Source organism: Nonomuraea sp. NPDC003707 (assembly GCF_053587055.1).
On record NZ_JBSFNK010000020.1, the window covers coordinates 192,339 to 213,047 of the forward strand.

Sequence of the window (20,709 nt, forward strand, 5' to 3'; positions counted from 1 at the left end):
CGCCGCTGGAGTAATGCTTCCCTTCAGGCAACCGCATGCTGCCTGCGCAGATACCGCCGGCCCAGGACCGCGTACCAGATCATGACGGGCAGGTGGAGCGCATACCCGAGCTGTTCCAGCGCCCCCGTAGGGCCGTCGGTCCCGGTCGTCCACGGAAGCACGACCGCGGCCAGGCCGCTGAGTGCGGCGATCAGGCCGGTGACACGAAGCCCGGCGGGCATCGGGATGCCCACTGCGCCGGCGACGGTGGCGGCGACCCACAGCAGCCCGGCCAGATTGACCGCCCATTTGGCGGTGAGCAGGACGGCCAAGGCCACTGTGGCGGCCGCCGGGGCGGTCGGGCGGGCGGCCAGCTGGGTCAGTGCCAGGTTTCCGGCGTCATGAAGCAGGCCGGCCAGCCCGGCGCCGGCCAGCAGGCCACCGGCGAGCGTCACCAGATACGGTCTTGACGTCTCGGCCGGGCGAGCGGCCATCACCAGCCCGGCCGCGGTCAGTGCCAGCCAGCCCAGCACGTCGAAGGCCAGCTCGGTCAGGTGCAGCCCGACCTGCTCGCGTACCGCGTCCAGCGCGGCGCCGGGGTCGGACGGATTCAGGGTCAACCCCGATGGCACCACGATGGCCGTACCGGCGATCATGGCTGTCAGCGAGGTCAACAGCAGCACACCGGTGAGCCGGCGCCGAGGGTTCCGATCGGTCATGGACCGTGACGGTAGAACCCTGACGCAGGGACAAAGTCAACATGCCAGGAGAGGGGACGCCATGTGGCGGATCGGGCAACTGGCGCGCATGGCCGGCGTATCCGAACGGACCCTGCGCCACTACGACAAGATCGGGCTGCTGGTTCCCGCCGCGGTCGACCGCACCACCGGCTACCGCTGGTACGGCGTGGCCGAGCTGTCCCGGCTCGAACGCATCCGCGGACTGCAGCGCCTCGGCCTGCCGCTGCGCCAGATCGCCGATCTGCTGGACGCTCCCGAGGCACAGGTGCGGCAGGCGCTGACCGAGATCGTGGCGAACATCAGGCGTGACATCGCCACGCTGGCCGCGACCGCGGCTCACGCCGAGGACCACCTCGCCGTGCCGATGTCGATCCTGCCTCAGCAGACCGCGGTGGACTCGCGCCGACTCCGCGTCCGCCGCATGCGCCTCGACCATCCCGCCGAACTGGCCGCCGCCTGCCCGGCGCCACCGGCGGCCCTGCTGACCTGGCTTCGCGGGGAGCCGACGGGCGCGTTCGCCGCCGCGGTGACCACCGACGGCGCCGGCGAGCAGCTCGTCCTGCCTGCCCGCACCGTCGTACGAGCCGTCGTTCCGCCCTCGGCAGGGGTGGTCCGCGCCGGGCAGGACCTCTTCGGCTGGCTGCACCGCCACCACCTGGAGGTCACCGGTCCCACCGTGGAGGAGCACCTCATCGACGACGACGGTGCTCACGCCATCGTCCTTGAGGTAACCGTGAACCCACGGCGGTGCACCCGCGCCGCTTGACCGTTCCTCGCTGTCGCCGGACGACCGGTCAGGCGGTGACGTGCTCACCCCCGGTGCGCAGCCGCACCACGCCGTACATCCAGTCCACCGGGCACAGGGCCCAGCTGCCGCCCCGTACGGTGACGGTGGACAGCAACAGTGGTCGGCACCGCGCCGCTCTCCCCGGGCGGTGGCTGCGGCTGTACCTGTCAGAGGACGTCAGGTACGGCTGACAGCATGGCCGCACATCTCACGAAAAGGAGTTGGCTGGATGAGCGGCATCGAGAAGACCTTGGTAGAACTCGAGCAGCGGATGCTGGACGCTGACGCTGCCTATGACGAGACATTTTTCGAGGAGCACTGCGCCGATGACTTCGTAGCCATGGGACATTACGGAATCGTGTCCAGGCAGCAGGTTCTCGACATGTACGTCAAGGGGAGCGGCAATCCGGAACGGTACAACCGAGCACACGATGTCGTGGTCAAGCCGCTCGGCGACGCAGGAGCCGTGGTGGCCTACAAACTGACGAGCACCATCGGCGATGAGACGTCCTCATGGCATGCGTCGACGGTCTACCGCCGTACCTCCGAGGGCTGGCGCGTCGTCCTCCTCCACCAGACACCCATGTAGGGTGCGGCACGCAGTCTTGCACTGCGCGCGAGGACCGGCCCCTACGTATGTCTACGCGTCGCCGGACGTCAGCCCAACGGGGCGAGCGACGCCTGTGCCCCGCCGGTACCGAGCAGATCTCCCGCTCGGCAGCCGGCGGTGGCATCCAGCGGCTGGTGGACCGCGCTCCCTCCTCTCAGCCAGGCCACGCGTCGGACCGTCCGGCGAGCTGCCGCTTGCGACGTCCTGCCGACGGAGCTCGCCGCGCCGCAGGCAAGGCAAATATTTTAAGTACCTTTACTAATAAATTCACGCATGTGATACTCGCCTCTCAGCAACCCTCACAGAAGAGGATCACATGCGCCGACGAATGATCACCGTCATCATCGTTGCCTTGTGCGCGGTCCCCGCCGTGGCTCCGGCAGGCTCGGCGACCGCCGCCGAAGTGTTCTTCCAGGACATCGGAACGCTGACCGGCTGGAGCAACTACCCACAGGAGCCCCAGAAGCAAGGCGTGATCCGTACGGTCAGCAGCCCTGTGTACAAGGGGACCACCGCCATCGAGGCGCAGCAGACGTACCTCGACGAGGGCGGCGGGTACCACTCTGAGACCGTCCAGAGCCGGACCCAGGCCGTGGGCCAGGACCGCTACTACGGACAGGCCATCTACCTGCCGCCGAACTGGCAGTTCCACAACCAGAACGTCACCTTCCAGCAGTGGTCGCCAGAGGACCCGGAAGGGCCCTGGGAGCTGATGTTCGTCCAGAACGACGAACTCCGGATCGGCGGCTCGGGCGGCTTCGCGGCCACACTCGACAAGATCACAAACCTTCGTGGCACGTGGATCAGGATCGTCACCCGCCTGAAGTTCCACAGCACCGCGGGAGCCTTCGAGGTCTGGGTCAACGGGCGGAAGGTGTGGAGCAGGACCGGCGTCGCAGTGCTCCCCAAGACATCGCAGACGATCCGCTGGTCGTCAGGCATCTACTGCACCGCTTGGCGGAACGGGACGCCCGCCGGCCCGCGCGTACTGTCGATCTACCACGACCACGCCAGGATCGCCTCCTCCTACTCCTTGGCAGAGCCCGCCAACTGGTGACACATCGACGCCTCGCCATGCCCCGGCCCGGGGGCCAGGAGCTGAGCACGACCGGCCCCCGGGCGTCGGCGATGCCGCGGCCCATCGGCGCTGAATCAGACCTCCGATCAATAAGCGTCACCATGTGTCGCATATTTCAGGACACATCCTGAGCTCGTATGCAAAACATGCGCTGCTAGCAGGGCATACGTGGTGAATATTGATGGATTTTGTAGGTTTCTTATCTATTAATCGCCTCTTGACGATAAGAAACACCCAATGTTAACTGCGCGTGACATGCCACTTCCTAACCCCCCAAAAGGTGAGCATGGTGAAGAGGTTGTTACGCTCCCTCCCCCTGGCGGCGCTCCTCGGCGCGTTGCTGTCCGGGACGCCCGCGCTGGCCTCGCCGACCGACGCCGCGTTCGACCAGACCACGGGAATGCTGGACGTCGACTACGCGGGCTACCTGTCCAAGCACGACATCGTCTACAACAGGCCCAACACCAACCCGCTGTACGGCATGACCGTGGGCAACGGCCGTACCGGAGCGATGGTCTGGAGTCAGAACGGACTGACCATGCAGACCTCGGGCGTGGACCTGTCCCAGCAGTCCGCGTTCGCGGCCGGGCTGGTCAACCTGGCCACCAGCCCGGGCATGGACACCGGATACACCACCTTCCAGCAACGGCTGTCCCTGTACGACGGCACCCTCACCACCAAGTACGACTCGAACCGCACCGTCACCGTCATGGGGTCGCCGAACTCCGAGGTGATGGGCATCCACGTGGACGACAGCCGCACCGGTGTCTCCAACGTGGCCCTGAACCTGAGCATGTGGGACACGGCGAACCTCCAGAACAGCGGCGACGTACCCGACCTGAACACCTGGAAGACCGTCTCCACCTTCGCCGACGCGAACGCGGCCGGCCTGAGCCGGGGACAGACCGACGCCAACGGGTTCGGCTACACGCTGGCCGCCACGGTCGAGGGCGCGAGCTACTCCACCCAGGTCGTCGACTCCCGCACGGTACGGCTCACCATCACGCCCACCTCCAGCTACACCATCTGGTTCACCGCGGCCGGCCGGCTCAACGCGCCCAACCGCGACTCGGTGACGCAGGCCCGCAACCAGCTCGCCGCCGTGAAGTCCACCGGGTACGCGACCACGATCACCAACTACCGCAACTGGTGGCACTCCTTCTGGGCCAAGTCGTTCGTCCAGTATTCCGGCCTGTCCGGCGACGCGGACTACATGGAGAACGTCTATTACCTGTCCACGTACATGATCGCCGCGGGCGGCTACGGCAACTACCCGTCCCACTTCATCAACGGCGTCTTCAGGGCGACCCAGGACAACACGAAGTGGAGCAACGCGTACTGGTACTGGAACCAACGCGACGTCTATCTGTCCTTCCTCGCCTCCAACCATCCCGACCTCATCGACAGGCACAACAACCTGTACGCCAGGAACTACAACGCCCTGAAGTCGTACACCCAGACGCGGTACAACGTGGACGGCCTGTGGGTGCCGGAGACCATGGGCTGGGACGGCAACGCGCGCGGCACGATCAACAGCGACTACACCAAGAACATCCTGTCGACCGGCTACGAGGCCGCCTACAGCATGTACCTGCGGTACCGGTACACCAACGACGCGAACTACCTGCGCGACGTGGCCTACCCGTTCATGCGCGAGACGGCGAAGTTCTACTCGGCCATGCTCTCCCACGACACGGCCACGAACACGTACTACATGGCCAACTCCAACTCGCACGAGACGTACTGGAACGTCCGCAACGCGATCACCGACCTGGCCGCCGTGCGCAGCATCTTCCCCCTGACGATCCAGGTCAGCGAGCAGCTCGGGGTGGACGCGGGGCTGCGGTCCACGTGGCAGAACGTGCTGGACCGCCTGGTGCCCTACGTGGTCTCGAACGGCGCCTACCAACCGCACCAGCCGCCGATCTCGCAGACCAGGAACAACGAGAACGTCTCCGCCGAGCTGATCTGGCCGTACGACATGACGGGGATCGGCTTCCCCGACCACCAGACCGCGGTCAACACCTGGAACCAGCGGCCCTTCCCCTACGGCAACGTGTGGTCCAACGACGCCGTGCAGGCCGCCCGGCTGGGCCTCGGCGACCAGGCGTACAACGGCATGAAGACCATGCTGCAGAAGTACCAGAACTACCCGAACGGCATGACGAACAACACCAACGGCGTCTTCGAGTACCTCGGCGTGCACCTCACGGCCCTCAACGAGTCGCTCATGCAGAGCTACAACGGCAAGATCCGGGTGTTCCCCGCCGTTCCGGCCGACTCCTCGTTCGCCGGCAAGTTCACCCTGCTGGCCAAGGACGGCTTCCTGGTCAGCTCCGAGCGGGAGGCCGGCGAGATCAAGTACGTCGGCATGAAGAGCGTGCACGGCAAGCAGGCGACCGTGGTCAACCCGTGGGGCACCCAGCAGGTCCGCGTCCGCCGTACCTCCGACAACGCGACCATCACGACGAGCTCGAGCGCGGAGATCGGCTTCGCCACCGCCGCCGGGTCCGTCTACGTGGTGGAGCGCACTGCCAAGCCGCTCAGCTCGTACGCCACCACCCGGCTCACCGGCGCCGCCAACCAGGGCGTGAAGTCCCTGAGCGGCACCGCCTCCACCCTGGGCCTCCCGACCGGGTCAGCGCCGTCCGGCACGATCAGCCTGCGCTCGCGCGCCAACAACATGTACGTGACCGCGGAGAACGCCGGCGCCCAGCCCTTGATCGCCAACCGCACGACCGTCGGCGGCTGGGAACAGTTCGACCGCACCGACCTCGGCAACGGCAACATCGCCCTCAAGGCCAGGGCCAACGGCAAATACGTCACCGCCGAAAGCGCCGGGGCGCAACCGCTCATCGCCAACCGGGACGCCATCGGTCCCTGGGAGACCTTCCAGCAGATCAACAACCCCGACGGCACGATCAGCCTCAAAGCCCAGGCTAACGGCAAATACGTGTGCGCCGACAACGCCGGAGCCTCAGCGCTCATCGCCAACCGCGACGCCATCGGCCCCTGGGAATCCTTCGACCTGATCACCAACTGATGATCACCCCACTCGTTCGCTGAACAACAGGTCGAGCCAGGCGTGCGCCGGCCGTCATGTGAGACATGGCAGTCGCTCGGCGCGCGGGCGGGGCCAGGCGATCGAGGGTCAGGATCCAGCCATCTCCGCAGGCCTACGCCTCACCGGACGTCAGCCCGCTCCCGGCACGGGTGGCGGCTCACAATCTGGAGCGATCCATGGTGAAGAGCCGGGGAATCGGGGGTTACACGATCTTGACGGCCAGATCACAGGCATGCATAACATGTATGTAGGCGGCGAGAACGGCGGCGTTTCCTTCGGCCGTCGTGGTCCGCCCGTAGCGCCGGAAGGACACGTACATGCAGGAACCACTCAGCTCCGAACCCTGGAGGCAGTGGCACAGCGGACTTGAGCTGGACCGGTCATGGCCGTCGCCTGCGAGCGGGATAGAGGTCAACAGAGCGGAGCTCAAGAAGCGCTCGGCGCGAATCGTCACGGACGACCTCAGCTCGACGCCACCCATCAGCGACGAAATGTATTCGCCGTTGTCCGGGGAGTCCACGCCGAGCGCGGCCTTCGGGCACTACGTCTCGGAGGTCGTCTGGGGCGCCTACAGCGGCCATTCCGTCGAGAAAATCGATCTGGATGGCGCATGGGCATCCGCAGACAGAATGCAGGAGGCGCTCGATCGGAAGTTCGAAAGCCTCCGAGATCAGTTGGAGACATTCTTCCGGTCCTACGCCGGCTTCGGCCAGCTCGTGTACGCCGCCGCCCTGAACTACGACGCGGCTGAGGGAATGTTCAACCGCCAAATGGGCAAGCTGCGGAACATCGTCAACGGGCAGCAGGATCCGGGCCGTTCCCGGTCTCCCTCCGATATCGAGCGGTGGCGCGAGGAGGACGTCTCGACCAACAACGCGGCCGGCGTCAGGAAATTCTTCGAGCGGAGTCGTCCGCGGATTCTCCTGGACCTCGGCGTGGTGTGTCAGAACTCCGCCGATTGGATGGCCGATTTGGCGGCCGCCATCGAGGGGCACTCGGAGGCGCTGGCCAAGGTATGGGGCAGCCAGGCGGCGGAGCTGTGCCAGCAGGCACTCAGGAAGCTGCACGGCACCGCGAAGACGCTCGCCTACGACGCGGGCCGGACGGGCGACGTGCTCCTCTCGTTCGGCGAACTCTACTGGCGGTACAAGGAGAACTGCGCCAGTACCGTCGGCGACTTCGAGGTTGACGACCTGTGGGAGTGGGCCGGCGGCGAGGACAACGAGGACGACGAGCGCGCCCGCCAGTACCTGCGCGAGTTCAACCAGCAGATGGGCTTCTGGTACAACCTGATCCCCGCGGACGCCGAGATGCTGCTGCCCCAGATCGAGTACGTCGAAGCCCTTGACCCCAAGGAGTCGGGGATCGAGATCCTCAAGAGGCAGTTGCGGGAACCCTATCCGTACGTCGGGTAGTGAGGATTCCCAGTCACTCCATGCAGAGCTGACCGTCGGTGTCCGGCAGCGCGCTCTACCCGACGAGCGAGGCGAGGATTTCACAGAAGACCCTCGCGTTCTCTTCCTCGATCCATCCAGCGTGGATCAGGTCAGGCTGATCACGCCTCACCGGACGTCAGCCCGACCGGGCAGGAGACCCCGGTCCCACCGATGCCGCAGTACCCGTTCGGGTTCTTGAACAGGGCACCGATGACTTCCGGGCGACAGTGTCGTCTAAAGCATTGGCGACAGGCCACAGACGTCGCGGCCACGCGAGCGCTGCGGCCCGGGACACGCACGTTCCCCTAGCAAGCACGGTCCCCAGACGACCCGAGACCACGGAGTTCTGATCATGCGGAAGCTGATAGCGACAGTGTTCAACTACTCCCTCGACGGCCTCCTCGCCGACGAGGACACCGAGTTTTGGAAGTTCTGCTTCGGCCTGCCCGAAAACCGTGAGCCCGACGCCCCGGCGCACCTCGACTTTCTCCAGAGCGCGTACGCGCACCTCATGGGCCGCACCGCCTACGAGGGCATCGCCGAGGGCATGACAACCTCCACCGACCACCCGTTCGCCGACATCCTGAACGCCGGGCGCAAGGTCGTCTTCTCCCGGACCCTGAAGACGGCCGACTGGGCCAACACCACCATCGCCGCTGGTGACACGACAGAAGAGATCGACAAGCTCAGGCTGGGCGGCGACGGCCACATCATCGTCTGGGGCGGCGTCAGCCTCTGGCGGTCGCTCATGCGGCTCGACCTGATCGACGAACTCCGGCTGAGCATGTTCCCCTACGTCGCAGGCGAGGGCACCCGGCTGTTCGACGGCGTCCCCAAGTCCTACCAGCTCGACCTGGTCTCCAGCACCGCCTCCAGCAACGGGATCGTATATCTGCAGTACCGGCGACACCGCTGACCCAGCGACCGGACATGCACAACGAGCGGCTGTCACGCGAGCGCCGCTACCTGCCCGCGGAGCCCACGACCCAACTCAGACCAACCAGCGACACCGGCCGCATCGCCGCGACCTCAAGGCCCATTACTCCTCGGGACCTTGCCCGCGTTCCCCGTGGCCCAGGGTGAGAAACGAACCCTGGATCGTCTGTGACAGTTCTGAGAAGGGCCCAAAATGTACACGATTTGTCCTGATTTTTGTTCGCGAATCGGTCTAGAACTGATTTAATCCCCAAGTTGATCTCTAGGAGGGCTGTGGCGTGACGGAGCCGAAAAGTCCGAGCATGGGGCGTAGAGCGTTGTGGGGCACCGCCGCAGGGCTGGCGGGTGCCGCCATGATCGCGAAGACCCCGTCTGCGGCGGCGGAGACGGCCCCGCTGGACTGGTTCAATGTCAAGAACTACGGGGCGCTCGGCAACGGGGCCGATGACGACACCCCGAAGATCCAGGCCGCGATCGATGCGGCGGTGGCCGCTGGAGGCGGAACCGTGTACTTCCCCGCGGGGGCGTACGCGGTCAGCCCGACGGCCGGCGGCCCGGCCTTGTCCGTCGGCGGCAACGGAATCCGACTGGTCGGCGCGAGCAGTAAGGCCTCCACGCTGGTCAAGAAGGCGAACGGCATCCTGTTACGTATGTCCGGAGCCCCAACCGACACGAGCGGGTCGAAACATCGGCGCTACTGTTCGATCGAAAATCTCGGGTTCAACGGCAATGGCAAGACCGGATTGCTGCTCGAGCTTTACTACAATGACAACTCCTACTTTCGTGATGTTTTCATGTCGAGCAACAACGACCTGTGCATCGACGCCGTCGAGTTCTGGGACTCCAGGTTCTACAATCTGGTGATCGAGGAGAGCACCGGCACAGCTAACAGCACTACTCAGCCCAACGTGTGGCTTCGGAACTCCTCGGCCATGACCGGCTGGGGATACAGTGCCGACAACGTCAACCAGATCCATTTCATCGGATGCCGCATGGAGGCATTCGGCACCGGCGCCTTGTGGATCACCCAGGGCACCGCGAAGAACAATAATCCCAATGGGATCTATCTGACGGACTGCAAATTCGAAACCTCCAGGATGCAGGGCGGCCCTCATCTGAAGGTCGACGCGTCCTGTAGGCATGTCTATGCGTCCAATATCTATGCTTACGCGGGTGGTTTTGCCTCCGGGTATTCCACTGCGCAGAACATCATCGCCTGGGCGGGAAGCGCCGGCGCCCTGGAGAACGTGCTGATCGCCAACGGCTCGTCGGCGGCCACGGTCAACTCCGGGATCGATCTCTACTCCGGCTCCGGCTCGACCGCCGTCCTGCGTAATGTCGTGGGGCGCTACTCCACAAAGCCGACCGGCACTCACATTTACTACGAAGCCTCAAGCACCGGCGATTTCCGGGTGGAGAACTGCTACGCGAACATCGGAGGGCAGTCCGGCGGTACCATCCCGACCAAGAACCAGCCCAACCCGCCGCTGCGGATGGTCGCGGGCGCGGTCAGCGACGCCTCGTTCACGCACACCCCGATCGACGGGACACTTGCGGTCGACTCGACCAACAGACGCCTCTACGTACGGGTAGGCGGCAAGTGGCTGTCGACGGCGCTGAGTTAGCGGCGGCCGGTCGGGATCCTGCGGCCGGAGACGCGTGCGTCCAAGTTGGCGGCCTGACGCAGGACACCGGACTACTCAGCGGCCGGCCTGGCGTTCTGGAGCCGAAGTGGAGGTAAATCGGGTCACCTGACGGCGGACGGGACGATGTCGATGGCCTCGATCGACACGGCGGGGCGGAAGGTGAGGAAGGGACGCTCGTCGGTGTCGTTCAAGTCGGTCGTGACGACCCGCTCGGGCGAAGATCCCGGACGCACGACCCGGCCACCGGTGATGGCGAGGTAGCCGCTGAAGTTTCGCCTGGTGAAGCGGCGCTCGCTTCCGGTCGGGACGTCGATCGCGATGAGGGGGCTCTCGTCGTCGGGCTCCGGGTAGACGATGAGTTCCCGGTCGGACGTCCAGACGGAGTGCGCCCCGGGTAGGGCGACCCGATCCTCGTGGACGCCGATCACCTTGCCGGAAAGGTCGAGGACGACGGTGGTGATGACGTCGTCCAGCGTCAGATAGGTGGCGGCGAGGAGTCGCCCGTCCGGGGACCAGCTGATGGCGTCTTCCTGCCAGTAGCCCTCGGCCGACCAGAGCGGCTGCCGGGCGTCGGTGGCGGTCTCGATCAGCACGATGCCGGCGATCTCGTCGCCCACGCCGGGGATTCCGGGTCCGTTCGACAGGTCGGCCAGGACGGCGATCCGGCTGCCGTCCGGTGAGAGCGCCGCCCGCACGAAACCATCCGAGACGAACTCCTGCCGCGCTCCGGTGGCGAGCTCGTGCAGCACCACCCGCGTGGGTCCGGCGCCGTCGTCCTGCCGCGACAGGAACACCAGCCGGGTCCCGTCGGACGACAGCGACACCGTATTGCGGGAGAGGTGGGCCGGGAGCCCCGGGACGGTCACGAACTCGTCGCTGTCGGCGTCCAGCACGAGCACGGCGTCCCGATCGAGGCCATGAGCCGCGACGACCATCCGAGCCGCCCGCACCGGCCGTGAAGCCGGCGCGTCGAATGCGATTTCCCACGACCGGTGGACGACCACGGTACCTCCCAAGAGCGGATCCGAACCGCAGCATAGTCAACGATCACGGAACGTGGTGATTCGAGATCTGCCGCAAGCCGATCTTCATGGTGTACCGTCCCGCTGCGATATTTATGTCCTATTTATCCGAGGTGAATGCATGCGGCGTCTCTGCGTGATTATGGCGTGTGTGCTCGTGGCGTCACTGTTAGGACCCGTCCAAGAGACATTAACGGCCAGAATGGCGGCAGCGGCGACCGCGGCCGCTGCCCAGTGCCCCCCGAACAGCAACGACTGGTCGAACGCCGGCAGAGGTGACAAACGCTGCGTGTTCAACCGCATGTACGCCACCCGCCGCCGCATCAACAACAACTTCTGCCTGACCGCCCGTCCCGCGCTCGGCACCTACATCTACCAGCAGCCCAACGAGTGCAGCGCCGGCGGCGGCATCGAGTCCATCGGGCAGGCGCGCGCCATCAAGTACCTGAACGACCACCTCGGCGTCCCGCCGCCCGCACAGCCCGGCGCGGTCATCAACCCGGACGTCCAGTGGGAGACGTACCTCAACAACGGCCGCGATCGGCCCGACATCGTCTACTACGACCGGATCGGCACCAGCTTCGCCGAGGTGGTCGAGGCCAAGGTCAAGGGCAACCCGGACTATGAGGGCTGGGCACGCCAGGTCGGCCGGTACGTCTCGGCGATCGCCGCCAACGGCGTCAACGGCGTCCGCGCCGGGTCGGTCCTCGACCGCTGGGGCGGGTACGAGGACTGGTTCCAGGTCTACGGCAAGGAAAAGACGTGCCCGCTCGGTGGCGGCGCCAAGGGGTTCCAGCTGTCCACCTACAGGGCCACCTCCCCGGCCTCCGGCCTCCTGGACATCAGGGAGGTGAAGAAGGAGCGCAAGTGCGAGAGGCAGAAGGACCCGGCGGATCCCAACAGCCCGCCCGCCAAGATCCCGGTCGTGGACGAGGACGACGACGACTTCAAGTGGGAGCCCCCGGACTACCTTCTGCCGCTGATCAGGGGCATCCGGACCGTCGGTCCGACCACGCTCGCCGAGGACATCGGCGCCTATGGCAGCGTCGAACTCGCCGCGGCCGAGCTGACCGCTGAGATCGAGCTGTTCCTCGCCAGCCAGGCGGGCAGGGCGTTCCTGATCGACGCCGGCTTCGCCACGATCGAGATGGCTCTGGCGCTCGGCGTAGTGGCGCTGGTCGGCCTCATCCTGTGGTGGTATTTCACCCACCACGGCAGTCTGGTGAAGGGCGAACCACACTTCACCACCCCGGACGGCCTGGGCTACGACCTGCAGTCCGTCGGCGAGTTCATCCTCGCCCAGTCCGACAAGTGGAACCTGGAGATCCAGGGCCGGCTCAGCCCCGCCAGCGGCGGCAGGGACGTCTCGGTGATGTTCGACGCCGCGATGGAGGCCGGCGACCACCTGGTCGAGTTCCACGAGGACGACCTGTACATCGACAACGAGAAGCGCACGCTCGACACCGGCAAGCTCCTCTACCTGGGCAAGAACGCGTTCATCCTGCGCAAGGACGACAAGTGGGCCGTCATGTTCGACGGCGTGGCCGGCCCTGCCCTGTCCTGGAGGAGGGGCGCCGCCAGCCTCTACGTGCCGCCGACCCCCGACAGTGACCTCGTGGGCCTGCTCGGCGACGCCGACGGCAACCCGAAGAACGACCTGCGGCTGCGGGACGGCACCCAGTTGCCCGCCAACGCCTCGCCGACCGTGCTGCACAGCAGCTTCGCCGACTCCTGGCGGATCGACGACAACGAGTCGCTGTTCACCTACGGTCCGGGCCAGAGCACCGCGACCTTCACCAACAAATCGTTCCCGGCCAAGATCGTCTCGGTCGCCGACCTGACGCCCGAGCAGGTCCAGCTGGCGACCACGCAGTGCGAGGCGAACGGCGTCCCGGCGGGCCTCCAGTTCAACGACTGCATCCTGGACATCGCGCTCACGGCGGACACTTCGTTCGCGAAGGCCGCCGCCGAGCAGACGAAACCCATCCTCGACCCGACGGCGCAGACCGTCAACGAGGACGGGGACCTGGCGATCGACTTCCAGGGGGCGCTCAGCTCGAACGTGCGGCCGTCGCGGGTGTCGACCGATCCGGCGGTGAGCACGTTCGCCGGGCCGTTCAGCGGGACGGATTCGTACCGGTTCTACGCGCAGGCGCTACCGTCTCACAAGAGCGGGACGCTGAGCTTCGACCTGCTGGCCGTCGGCGACTGGGCGTCCGACTCCGACACCGAGACGGTCCAGGTCGAGACCGATCGCGGCACCCCGTACACGATCACGCCGAGTACGCTGACGCCCGTCGCGACCGGGAAACTGGCGACCGGCCTGCCGTGGGCCAAATACCGGATCACGATGCCGGTCACCCACAACAAGAGCCAGATCGAGTTCAAGACCACGGCCACCGGGGTGGCGGGCATCTCGAACCAGGCGTTCGGGATCGACAACGTCAACCTCGACCTGGACGTCACGCCGCCACAGACGTTCACGGTGTCGCTGCCGTTCACGGCCTCGGACGGCGTCCCGGCCGCGGGAGCGGGCAACCTGGAGACCGAGGTCGCGCGCGACGAGTACCAGTTCACACTGGGCCAGCCGGGTTCGATCTTCGTCGACGCGCAGGAGTGCCCAGGGCTCTGGTTCAACTGGGAGCTGTTCAACGCCGCGGGCGCGAGCGTCGCCACCAACTCTCTGTGCGGTGGCAAGCGCCTCGACGGCCTCGCGGCGGGCGCGTACCGGCTACGCGTCTCACCGCACGAGGACGAGTTCGGCGCCTACAAGCTCAGCGTGAGCACGATCGCGCCCGACGTCGTCAAGACCGCGGCGATCGGCGGGCCGAAGGTGTCGCTGGCGACCACCCAGCCGGGCCAGTACGGCACCTGGACGTTCGCCGGAACAGCCGGCCAGAAGGTCTCCTTCGAGTTCACCGACGGCACCCTGAGTTCGAGCAGCGACGCCACCCTGCGGGTGAAGCGACCCGACGGGACCGTCCTGGCGTCGCAGAGCTGCGGCAAGACCTGCTTCATCGACACCGAGACCCTGCCTGTCACCGGCACCTACTCGGTGGTGTGGGATCCGAAGGACGCCAAGACCGGCTCGCTCGCGCTGCAACTGTTCGAGGTGACCGACCTCACCGGGACGGTCGCGCTCGGAGCGCCCTCCACACTGACGAGCACGGTTCCCGGACAGGACGCGTACTGGTCGTTCGCCGGTAAGGCCGGGCAGCGGATCGCGTTCGGGGTCAGCGGGCTCACCAGCTCCGCCTACGCCTCGGTCCGCAAACCGGACGGAACGCCGCTGTACGGGTCCACCTACTGCTCGACGGCCTGCGCCTTCAACACCATCACGCTTCCCGCGGACGGCACCTACACGATCGTCGTCGATCCGACCGTCGCGCGGCCGGGGCCGATGACGGCAGGGGTGATCGCGGGCGATGTCACCGGCTCCCTGACCGTCGGCGGGGCACCGGTCAAGCTGACCACCACCGGGCCGGGGCAGAACGCCACCTGGTCGTTCGCCGGGACGGCCGGTCAGCGCATCGCGTTCGTCCTGACGGGCGGGACGTGGGACAACAACGGGTACGCACGTGCGTCGGTGCGCAACCCGGATGGATCGGACCTGTTCAAGCCGACCTACTGCAAGGCGTCGTGCACGTTCGACACGGTCACGCTGCCGGCGACCGGGACCTACACGGTGGTCGCCGACCCGTACGGGGCGGCCGTGGGCTCGATCTCCGCGCAGGTCACCGCGGGCGACGTCACCGGCTCCCTGACCGCCGGCGGGGCACCGGTCAAGCTGACCACCACCGGGCCGGGGCAGAACGCCACCTGGTCGTTCGCCGGGACGGCCGGTCAGCGCATCGCGTTCGTCCTGACGGGCGGGACGTGGGACAACAACGGGTACGCACGCGCCTCGGTGCGCAACCCCGACGGATCGGACCTCTTCAAGCCGACCTACTGCCAGCCGTCGTGCGCGTTCGACACCTCCACGCTGCCGGAGACCGGAACGTACACGGTGGTCGCCGACCCGTATGGAACGGCCGTGGGCTCGATCTCCGCGCAGGTCGTCGCGGGCGACGTCACCGGGACGCTCACGCCGGGCGGCGCCGCGGTCAAGCTGACCACCACCGATCCGGGGCAGAACCCGACCTGGTCGCTGGCAGGAAAGTCCGGGCAACGGATCTCGATCACGATCTCGGGCGGAACGTTCACCAGCGCGCAGGCGTCGGTGCTCGGACCGGACGGTTCGGTCCTCCTGCCGAAGAAGTCCTGCTCCACCTCTTGTTTCTTCGATGCGACCGTACTGCCGGCGGACGGCACCTACCAGGTGGTGGTCGACCCGGCCGGCATCTACACCGGCTCGGCCTCCGCCCAAGTGAACCTCGTGGCGCAGGACGTGGCGGCGCAGGTCACCGTCGGGGGGCCGGCGTCCACGCTGACGACCACGATCGCCGGACAGCACGGCGTGTGGACGTTCGCCGGGACCGAGGGCCAACAGGTGTCGTTCAACTTCACCGGTTCGACGTTCACCTCCAGCTCGGACATCAAGGTCAAGGTCAAGAAGCCGGATGGAACCGACCTGGTCGCCGACACCCGCTGCGGCACCAACTGCCTGCTCGAGCCGACCGTGCTGCCGGTGACCGGTACCTACACGGTCGAGCTCAACCCGCAGAACGCCAAGACGGGTTCGCTGGCCCTGCAGCTCTACACGGTGACTCACCTGAGCGGCAACATCATCGTCGGAGGCGCCGCGTCCAGCCTCACGACGACGACGCCGGGCCAGAACGGAACCTGGTCCTTGTCCGGCACCTCGGGCCAGCTCGTCTCGTTCAACTTCACCGACGCCACCTTCGCCAGTACGACCGGCGCTCGGGTGTCGGTGAAGAAGCCTGACGGCTCCGTGCTGGTGGCGGCCACCTACTGCGGCCGCAACTGCTTCCTGGAACCGATTGCTCTTCCGGTCGCGGGTACCTACACGGTGGAATTCGACCCGCAGGATGGGAATGTCGGAAAGCTGACCGCTCAGCTCTACCCGATCACCCACCTGACCGGCAACGTCACGGTCGGAGGCACCGCCTCCAGCCTCACGACGACGATGCCAGGCCAGAACGGAACCTGGTCCTTGTCCGGCACCTCGGGCCAGCTCGTCTCGTTCAACTTCACCGACGCCGACTTCGCCAACACCACCGGCGCCCAGGTGACGGTGAAGAAGCCTGACGGCACCGTGCTGGTGGCGGCCACCTACTGCGGCCGCAACTGCTTCCTCGACCCGGTGGCCCTGCCGGCCACAGGCACCTACACCGTCGAATTCAACCCGCGAGACGAACAGGTCGGCAAGCTGACGCTGAGGACCTACTCGGTCGCCGACCTCTCTCCGGTGAGCATCACCATCGGTGGTGCCACCTCGACCCTGACCACCATGACCCCAGGCCAGAACGGAACCTGGACCTTCAACGGCACCGCCAACCAGAAGGTGACCTTCACCTTCACCAACTCCAGTTTCGGCAGCTCCATCGACGCCCAGGTATCGGTGAAGAAGCCCGACGGCACCGCATTGGTCTCCCCCACCTATTGCGGCCGCAACTGCACCATCTCCGCGACGACTCTGCCCGCCACGGGCACCTACACCATCCTCTTCGACCCCAAGGCCGAAAAGACCGGCGCCCTGACCGTCAAACTCGCGCTGGCGAGCTAGATCGGCACGACGAACCGGCAGCGGCGTGGGCTCGGTGGTGAAAGCCACCGAGCCCACGCCGCTGCCCCTTTCGACGGTGGGCTCGGGTCAGCTCGGCCGGCTGGAGACTCGCCGTTCGTGCTACGGGCGCGGCTGGGTGAAGTATCCCGGCCCGGTCTCGACGAGGATGCCGCGGCTGACCGTCCCAGACGGCGAACAACACGTCGGCGCCGTCCAGCATGCGTGGCGGGTAGTGGTTCGCCTCCCGCAACAGTTCCGGAGACTCCCGCTCGGCCCTCAAGCAGTCTCAGACAGGGACCACCTGCACTGCCTTCCCGCACAGTTTGCTCATGTCGTCCGCGTCAGACGTCAGAACGATGGCAGGGCGCACCGAGCGCAGTGCGGTGGCCGCGACCACAGCGTCGATGGCGTACTTGTGACCATGCAGGCGGGCATCCCGGAGAAGCTCGATCGCTCGCGACGAGATGTCCTCGGTCACCGGCTCGATCTTCAGGCGGGACAGATACCACCTGAGCCGATCGCTTTTGACACGGACGTCTTGTGCCTCGATCGGAGTCATGGCGCTGACCACGACCCGAAAGTCGTTGTCCTGCGCCTCCCGTACGAACGCTGTCACCCGCTGGTCAGCCTCGCACCATTTCACGAGCCCCTCGCAATCGAGAACGACGGTGCCCGCGCTCAACCGGCTTCGTGCGCGCGCCATCCGTCCTACTCCTGGAGTTCAGGCGCCGACTTGACGCGGCGGAACAACTCCGCCGCCTCATCACGCAATGCCTGTGGGATCGGCCCAGAAGCGGCCTCGTTCGCCTGCAGGGCCTCCTCCAGGAGATCCCGCTCGATCTGGCGCTCCACAGCGGCATCGACGTAGGCGGAAAACCCGCGGGCCCCGACTCGCTCTCGGACAGCGCGAATGTTGCCCGCTCTCAAAGACACACTGACCTTGGCGGCCGGACCGTCTCCCGGGGCGAAGTCTCGCTCTGGCATGCTCACAAGCTCAGTTTACTACTCAAAGTAGCAAAATGCTGGTCCTCGCTCTGCGCAAGGACCAGCCGCTACGCATGCCTACGCGTCGCCGGACGTCAGCCCGACCGGGCAGGCCACGCCCGTCCCGCCGATGCCGCAGTAGCCGTTCGGGTTCTTGAACAAATACTGCTGGTGGTAACCCTCCGCGTAGTGGAACGGGCCCGCGGGGGCGAGTTCGGTGGTGATCTCGCCGTAGCCCGCCTGCTTCAGGACCCCCTGGTACGCGTCCCGCGACGCCTCCGCGGCCTTCTGCTGCTCCGGTGAGTGGTAGTAGATCGCCGACCGGTACTGCGTGCCCGCGTCGTTGCCCTGGCGCATGCCCTGGGTCGGGTCGTGGGCCTCCCAGAAGACCTTCAGGAGCTCCTCGTACGACACCTTCGCCGGGTCGAAGGCCACCCTGACGGCCTCCGTGTGACCCGTGAGGCCGCTGCAGACCTCCTCGTACGTCGGGTTGGGCGTGTAGCCGCCCTGGTATCCGACCGCCGTCGTGACCACCCCGGGCGTCTGCCAGAACTTGCGCTCCGCGCCCCAGAAGCAGCCGAGGCCGAAGTCGGCGATCTCGAGGCCCTCGGGCGGGGTGAGGGGGGCGTCGAGGACCGCGTGGCGGGACGGGATCGGCATGGGGTCCGGGCGGCCGGGGAGGGCGTCCTCGGGTCGGACCATCGATGTCTTGTTGCCGCCGAACAGCCAGCCCATGGCACTACCTCCAGCAGGTCTCGTCCCAGAGTACATAGGCTCTAACGCTTTAGGAGCTCTACACATTTCCGTATAGTGAGAGGCATTTGTGTTTAAAGGTGGTAATGCCCGAAGATGGGGTTCATGCCTGACCTTCGGCGCGGTGTCTTGTTCGGGATCGCCGCCTACACGATGTGGGGGCTGTTCCCCCTCTACTGGCCGCTCCTCAAGCCTTCCGGAGCCGTTGAGATCCTCGCCCACCGGATGGTGTGGTCGCTGGTCGCCGTCGCGGCCGTACTGGCGGTGCGCAGGCACTGGTCCTGGTTCCGCCCGCTGCTCAAGCAGCCCATGAAGCTCGGCCTGCTGGTGCTGGCGGCCATGGTCGTGACCCTCAACTGGGGCACCTACATCTACGCCGTCAACAGCGGGCACGTCGTCGAGAGCGCCCTGGGCTACTTCATCAACCCGCTCGTCAACGTGGTGTTCGGGGTGGTGCTGCTGCGGGAGCGGCTGCGGCCGATGCAGTGGGTGGCCGTCGGGTTCGGGGCCCTGGCGGTGCTGGTGCTGACGTTCGACTACGGGCGGCTGCCGTGGATCGCGCTGACGCTGGCCCTGAGCTTCGGCGTGTACGGGCTGCTGAAGAAGCGGGCCAACGTGCCGGCCACCGAGGGCCTCGCGATCGAGACCCTGGTGCTGATCCTCCCGGCGCTCGGCTACATCTTCTTCCTGCACGCCGGCGGGCAGGGGACGTTCGCCGACCAGGGCCTCGGGCACGCCCTGCTGCTGATCGGCGGCGGGATCGGCACCGCCATCCCGCTGATCTGCTTCGGGGCTGCGGCCATCCGGGTGCCGCTCAGCACCATGGGGCTGCTGCAGTACATCGCGCCGGTCCTGCAGTTCGCCTGCGGTGTGCTGATCGCCAAGGAGACCATGCCGTCCAGCCGGTGGATCGGCTTCTCGATCGTCTGGCTGGCCCTGGCGATCTTCACGTACGACGGCTTCAGGACGGCTCGCGCCGCGAAGCGGGTCAGGAAATCAGCCGGAACGCTGGACCACGTAGTCACATAGCGCCAAAAATGCGGACCTGGCGGGGATGTCGGGAAGGCCGGAGATGTCGGCACGGGCGCGGTCCACCCAGGATTCCAGCTCCGCCCGCGCCTGGGCCATCGCCGGGTCGGCGCGGAGCAGGGTCAGCGCCTCCTCCACATCCTCCTCGGCCACCGGACCCGCCAGCAGCTCACGCAGCCGCGACGGCTCCGACGCCAGAGCGTACAGAACCGGGAGGGTCCTGATCCCCTCCCGCAGGTCGGTCCCCGGTGTCTTGCCCGACTGGGCGCCGGACGAGGCCACGTCCAGCAGGTCGTCACCGAGCTGCCAGGCCACCCCGATGGCCTCACAGGCGCGGCTGAGCCGCTCCTCGACGTCCGCGGGCGCGCCGGACAGCAGCGCGCCGAAGCGGCCGGAGGCGGCGATCAGGGAGCCGGTCTTGTCGGCGAGCACGCTCAGGTAGTGGCCGATCGGATCCTCGCCGTCGCGCGGGCCGACGGTCTCGCGGATCTGCCCCTGGACGAGGCGGGAGAACGTCTGAGCCTGGATGCGGATCAGCTCGGGACCGAGGTCCGCGAGGAGGTCGGACGCCTGGGCGAACAGATAGTCGCCGGTGAGGATGGCCACGGTGTTGTCCCACCGGGCGTTGGCGGACGGGGAGCCCCGGCGGACCGGGGCCTCGTCCATGACGTCGTCGTGGTAGAGCGAACCCAGGTGGGTCAGCTCGATCACCACCGCGCCGGGCACGACCCCCGGCGCGGACGGGTCGCCGAACTGCGCGGCCAGCAGCAGCATCAGCGTGCGGAACCGCTTGCCGCCGGCCTCGATGAGGTGCTTGGACGCCTCCGTGACGAAGGCGTCCTCGCTCTCCACCGACGAACGCAGGAGCTTCTCGACCGCGGCCAGTCCGGTGGCCACGTCCTGCGCCAGCCGTTCGTCCTCGATGGGAAGGTCAACCACGGGAGGCGCAGACATACGAG

Annotated in this window: 15 protein-coding genes; 9 read left to right on the forward strand and 6 right to left on the reverse strand. The window is 66.8% G+C overall.

The features are described 5' to 3' along the window. Positions 1-23: 23 nt before the first annotated feature. Positions 24-698, reverse strand: coding sequence for a hypothetical protein (locus ACWDRB_RS40600; RefSeq protein ID WP_449903003.1), 675 nt, complete (start codon positions 696-698; stop codon positions 24-26). Positions 699-759: 61 nt separating this feature from the next. On the opposite strand from ACWDRB_RS40600, the gene ACWDRB_RS40605 reads away from it, so the two are divergent. The 7 genes from ACWDRB_RS40605 (at position 760) to ACWDRB_RS40635 (ending at position 10,255) form a co-directional block, all read left to right on the forward strand. Then, the gene (locus ACWDRB_RS40605) at positions 760-1,485 is read left to right on the forward strand and encodes a MerR family transcriptional regulator (protein ID WP_449903005.1); all 726 of its coding nucleotides are present in this window, start codon (positions 760-762) and stop codon (positions 1,483-1,485) included. Positions 1,486-1,735: 250 nt separating this feature from the next. After that, positions 1,736-2,095 carry a DUF4440 domain-containing protein gene (locus tag ACWDRB_RS40610; protein ID WP_449903007.1) on the forward strand — a complete coding sequence of 120 codons (360 nt, stop codon included), beginning with the start codon at positions 1,736-1,738 and terminating at the stop codon, positions 2,093-2,095. Between the two features lie 337 nt (positions 2,096-2,432). Next, positions 2,433-3,173, forward strand: coding sequence for a polysaccharide lyase (locus tag ACWDRB_RS40615; protein WP_449903009.1), 741 nt, complete (start codon positions 2,433-2,435; stop codon positions 3,171-3,173). A 307-nt stretch (positions 3,174-3,480) separates the two neighbouring features. After that, positions 3,481-6,237 carry a glycosyl hydrolase family 95 catalytic domain-containing protein gene (locus ACWDRB_RS40620; protein WP_449903011.1) on the forward strand — a complete coding sequence of 919 codons (2,757 nt, stop codon included), beginning with the start codon at positions 3,481-3,483 and terminating at the stop codon, positions 6,235-6,237. A gap of 338 nt (positions 6,238-6,575) precedes the next feature. After that, on the forward strand, positions 6,576-7,673 hold the full coding sequence (locus tag ACWDRB_RS40625) for a hypothetical protein (RefSeq protein ID WP_449903014.1): 1,098 nt from the start codon (positions 6,576-6,578) through the stop codon (positions 7,671-7,673). 373 nt (positions 7,674-8,046) lie between these two features. Further along, the gene (locus ACWDRB_RS40630) at positions 8,047-8,610 is read left to right on the forward strand and encodes a dihydrofolate reductase family protein (RefSeq protein ID WP_449903016.1); all 564 of its coding nucleotides are present in this window, start codon (positions 8,047-8,049) and stop codon (positions 8,608-8,610) included. A gap of 373 nt (positions 8,611-8,983) precedes the next feature. Then, positions 8,984-10,255: a glycosyl hydrolase family 28-related protein gene (locus ACWDRB_RS40635; protein WP_449903018.1), complete on the forward strand. Its 1,272-nt coding sequence runs from the start codon at positions 8,984-8,986 to the stop codon at positions 10,253-10,255. Between the two features lie 122 nt (positions 10,256-10,377). On the opposite strand, the gene ACWDRB_RS40640 is transcribed toward ACWDRB_RS40635, so the two are convergent. After that, a complete protein-coding gene (locus ACWDRB_RS40640) occupies positions 10,378-11,211 on the reverse strand; it encodes a TolB-like translocation protein (protein WP_350733458.1) in 834 nt (277 codons plus the stop codon). 376 nt (positions 11,212-11,587) lie between these two features. Between ACWDRB_RS40640 and ACWDRB_RS40645 the strand changes: the two genes are divergently transcribed. After that, positions 11,588-16,984: a VWD domain-containing protein gene (locus tag ACWDRB_RS40645; RefSeq protein ID WP_449903021.1), complete on the forward strand. Its 5,397-nt coding sequence runs from the start codon at positions 11,588-11,590 to the stop codon at positions 16,982-16,984. A 286-nt stretch (positions 16,985-17,270) separates the two neighbouring features. Here the strand turns inward: ACWDRB_RS40645 and ACWDRB_RS40650 are convergent, their stop codons facing one another. From ACWDRB_RS40650 to msrA, 3 genes are all read right to left on the reverse strand, one after another. Then, positions 17,271-17,687, reverse strand: coding sequence for a type II toxin-antitoxin system VapC family toxin (locus ACWDRB_RS40650; protein ID WP_449903024.1), 417 nt, complete (start codon positions 17,685-17,687; stop codon positions 17,271-17,273). A gap of 5 nt (positions 17,688-17,692) precedes the next feature. Next, positions 17,693-17,968 (reverse strand): hypothetical protein, encoded by a 276-nt coding sequence (locus ACWDRB_RS40655; RefSeq protein WP_449903047.1) that lies wholly within the window; start codon positions 17,966-17,968, stop codon positions 17,693-17,695. Positions 17,969-18,046: 78 nt separating this feature from the next. Then, positions 18,047-18,703, reverse strand: coding sequence for a peptide-methionine (S)-S-oxide reductase MsrA (gene msrA / locus ACWDRB_RS40660; protein WP_449903027.1), 657 nt, complete (start codon positions 18,701-18,703; stop codon positions 18,047-18,049). 123 nt (positions 18,704-18,826) lie between these two features. On the opposite strand from msrA, the gene rarD reads away from it, so the two are divergent. Next, positions 18,827-19,750, forward strand: a complete 924-nt coding sequence (gene rarD / locus ACWDRB_RS40665; RefSeq protein ID WP_449903029.1) for an EamA family transporter RarD — start codon at positions 18,827-18,829, stop codon at positions 19,748-19,750. On the opposite strand, the gene ACWDRB_RS40670 is transcribed toward rarD, so the two are convergent. After that, positions 19,718-20,704: a polyprenyl synthetase family protein gene (locus ACWDRB_RS40670; RefSeq protein WP_449903031.1), complete on the reverse strand. Its 987-nt coding sequence runs from the start codon at positions 20,702-20,704 to the stop codon at positions 19,718-19,720. The two genes, rarD and ACWDRB_RS40670, sit on opposite strands and share 33 nt — an antisense overlap. Between the last annotated feature and the right edge of the window lie 5 nt (positions 20,705-20,709).

Bases quoted from the DNA above. Each gene is read 5' to 3' on its own strand.
- ACWDRB_RS40600 (WP_449903003.1), bottom strand. From the start codon at position 698: ATGACCGATCGGAACCCTCGGCGCCGGCTCACCGGTGTGCTGCTGTTG.
- ACWDRB_RS40605 (WP_449903005.1), top strand. From the start codon at position 760: ATGTGGCGGATCGGGCAACTGGCGCGCATGGCCGGCGTATCCGAACGG.
- ACWDRB_RS40610 (WP_449903007.1), top strand. From the start codon at position 1,736: ATGAGCGGCATCGAGAAGACCTTGGTAGAACTCGAGCAGCGGATGCTG.
- ACWDRB_RS40615 (WP_449903009.1), top strand. From the start codon at position 2,433: ATGCGCCGACGAATGATCACCGTCATCATCGTTGCCTTGTGCGCGGTC.
- ACWDRB_RS40620 (WP_449903011.1), top strand. From the start codon at position 3,481: ATGGTGAAGAGGTTGTTACGCTCCCTCCCCCTGGCGGCGCTCCTCGGC.
- ACWDRB_RS40625 (WP_449903014.1), top strand. From the start codon at position 6,576: ATGCAGGAACCACTCAGCTCCGAACCCTGGAGGCAGTGGCACAGCGGA.
- ACWDRB_RS40630 (WP_449903016.1), top strand. From the start codon at position 8,047: ATGCGGAAGCTGATAGCGACAGTGTTCAACTACTCCCTCGACGGCCTC.
- ACWDRB_RS40635 (WP_449903018.1), top strand. From the start codon at position 8,984: ATGATCGCGAAGACCCCGTCTGCGGCGGCGGAGACGGCCCCGCTGGAC.
- ACWDRB_RS40640 (WP_350733458.1), bottom strand. From the start codon at position 11,211: ATGGTCGTCGCGGCTCATGGCCTCGATCGGGACGCCGTGCTCGTGCTG.
- ACWDRB_RS40650 (WP_449903024.1), bottom strand. From the start codon at position 17,687: ATGGCGCGCGCACGAAGCCGGTTGAGCGCGGGCACCGTCGTTCTCGAT.
- ACWDRB_RS40655 (WP_449903047.1), bottom strand. From the start codon at position 17,968: ATGCCAGAGCGAGACTTCGCCCCGGGAGACGGTCCGGCCGCCAAGGTC.
- msrA (WP_449903027.1), bottom strand. From the start codon at position 18,703: ATGGGCTGGCTGTTCGGCGGCAACAAGACATCGATGGTCCGACCCGAG.
- rarD (WP_449903029.1), top strand. From the start codon at position 18,827: ATGCCTGACCTTCGGCGCGGTGTCTTGTTCGGGATCGCCGCCTACACG.
- ACWDRB_RS40670 (WP_449903031.1), bottom strand. From the start codon at position 20,704: ATGTCTGCGCCTCCCGTGGTTGACCTTCCCATCGAGGACGAACGGCTG.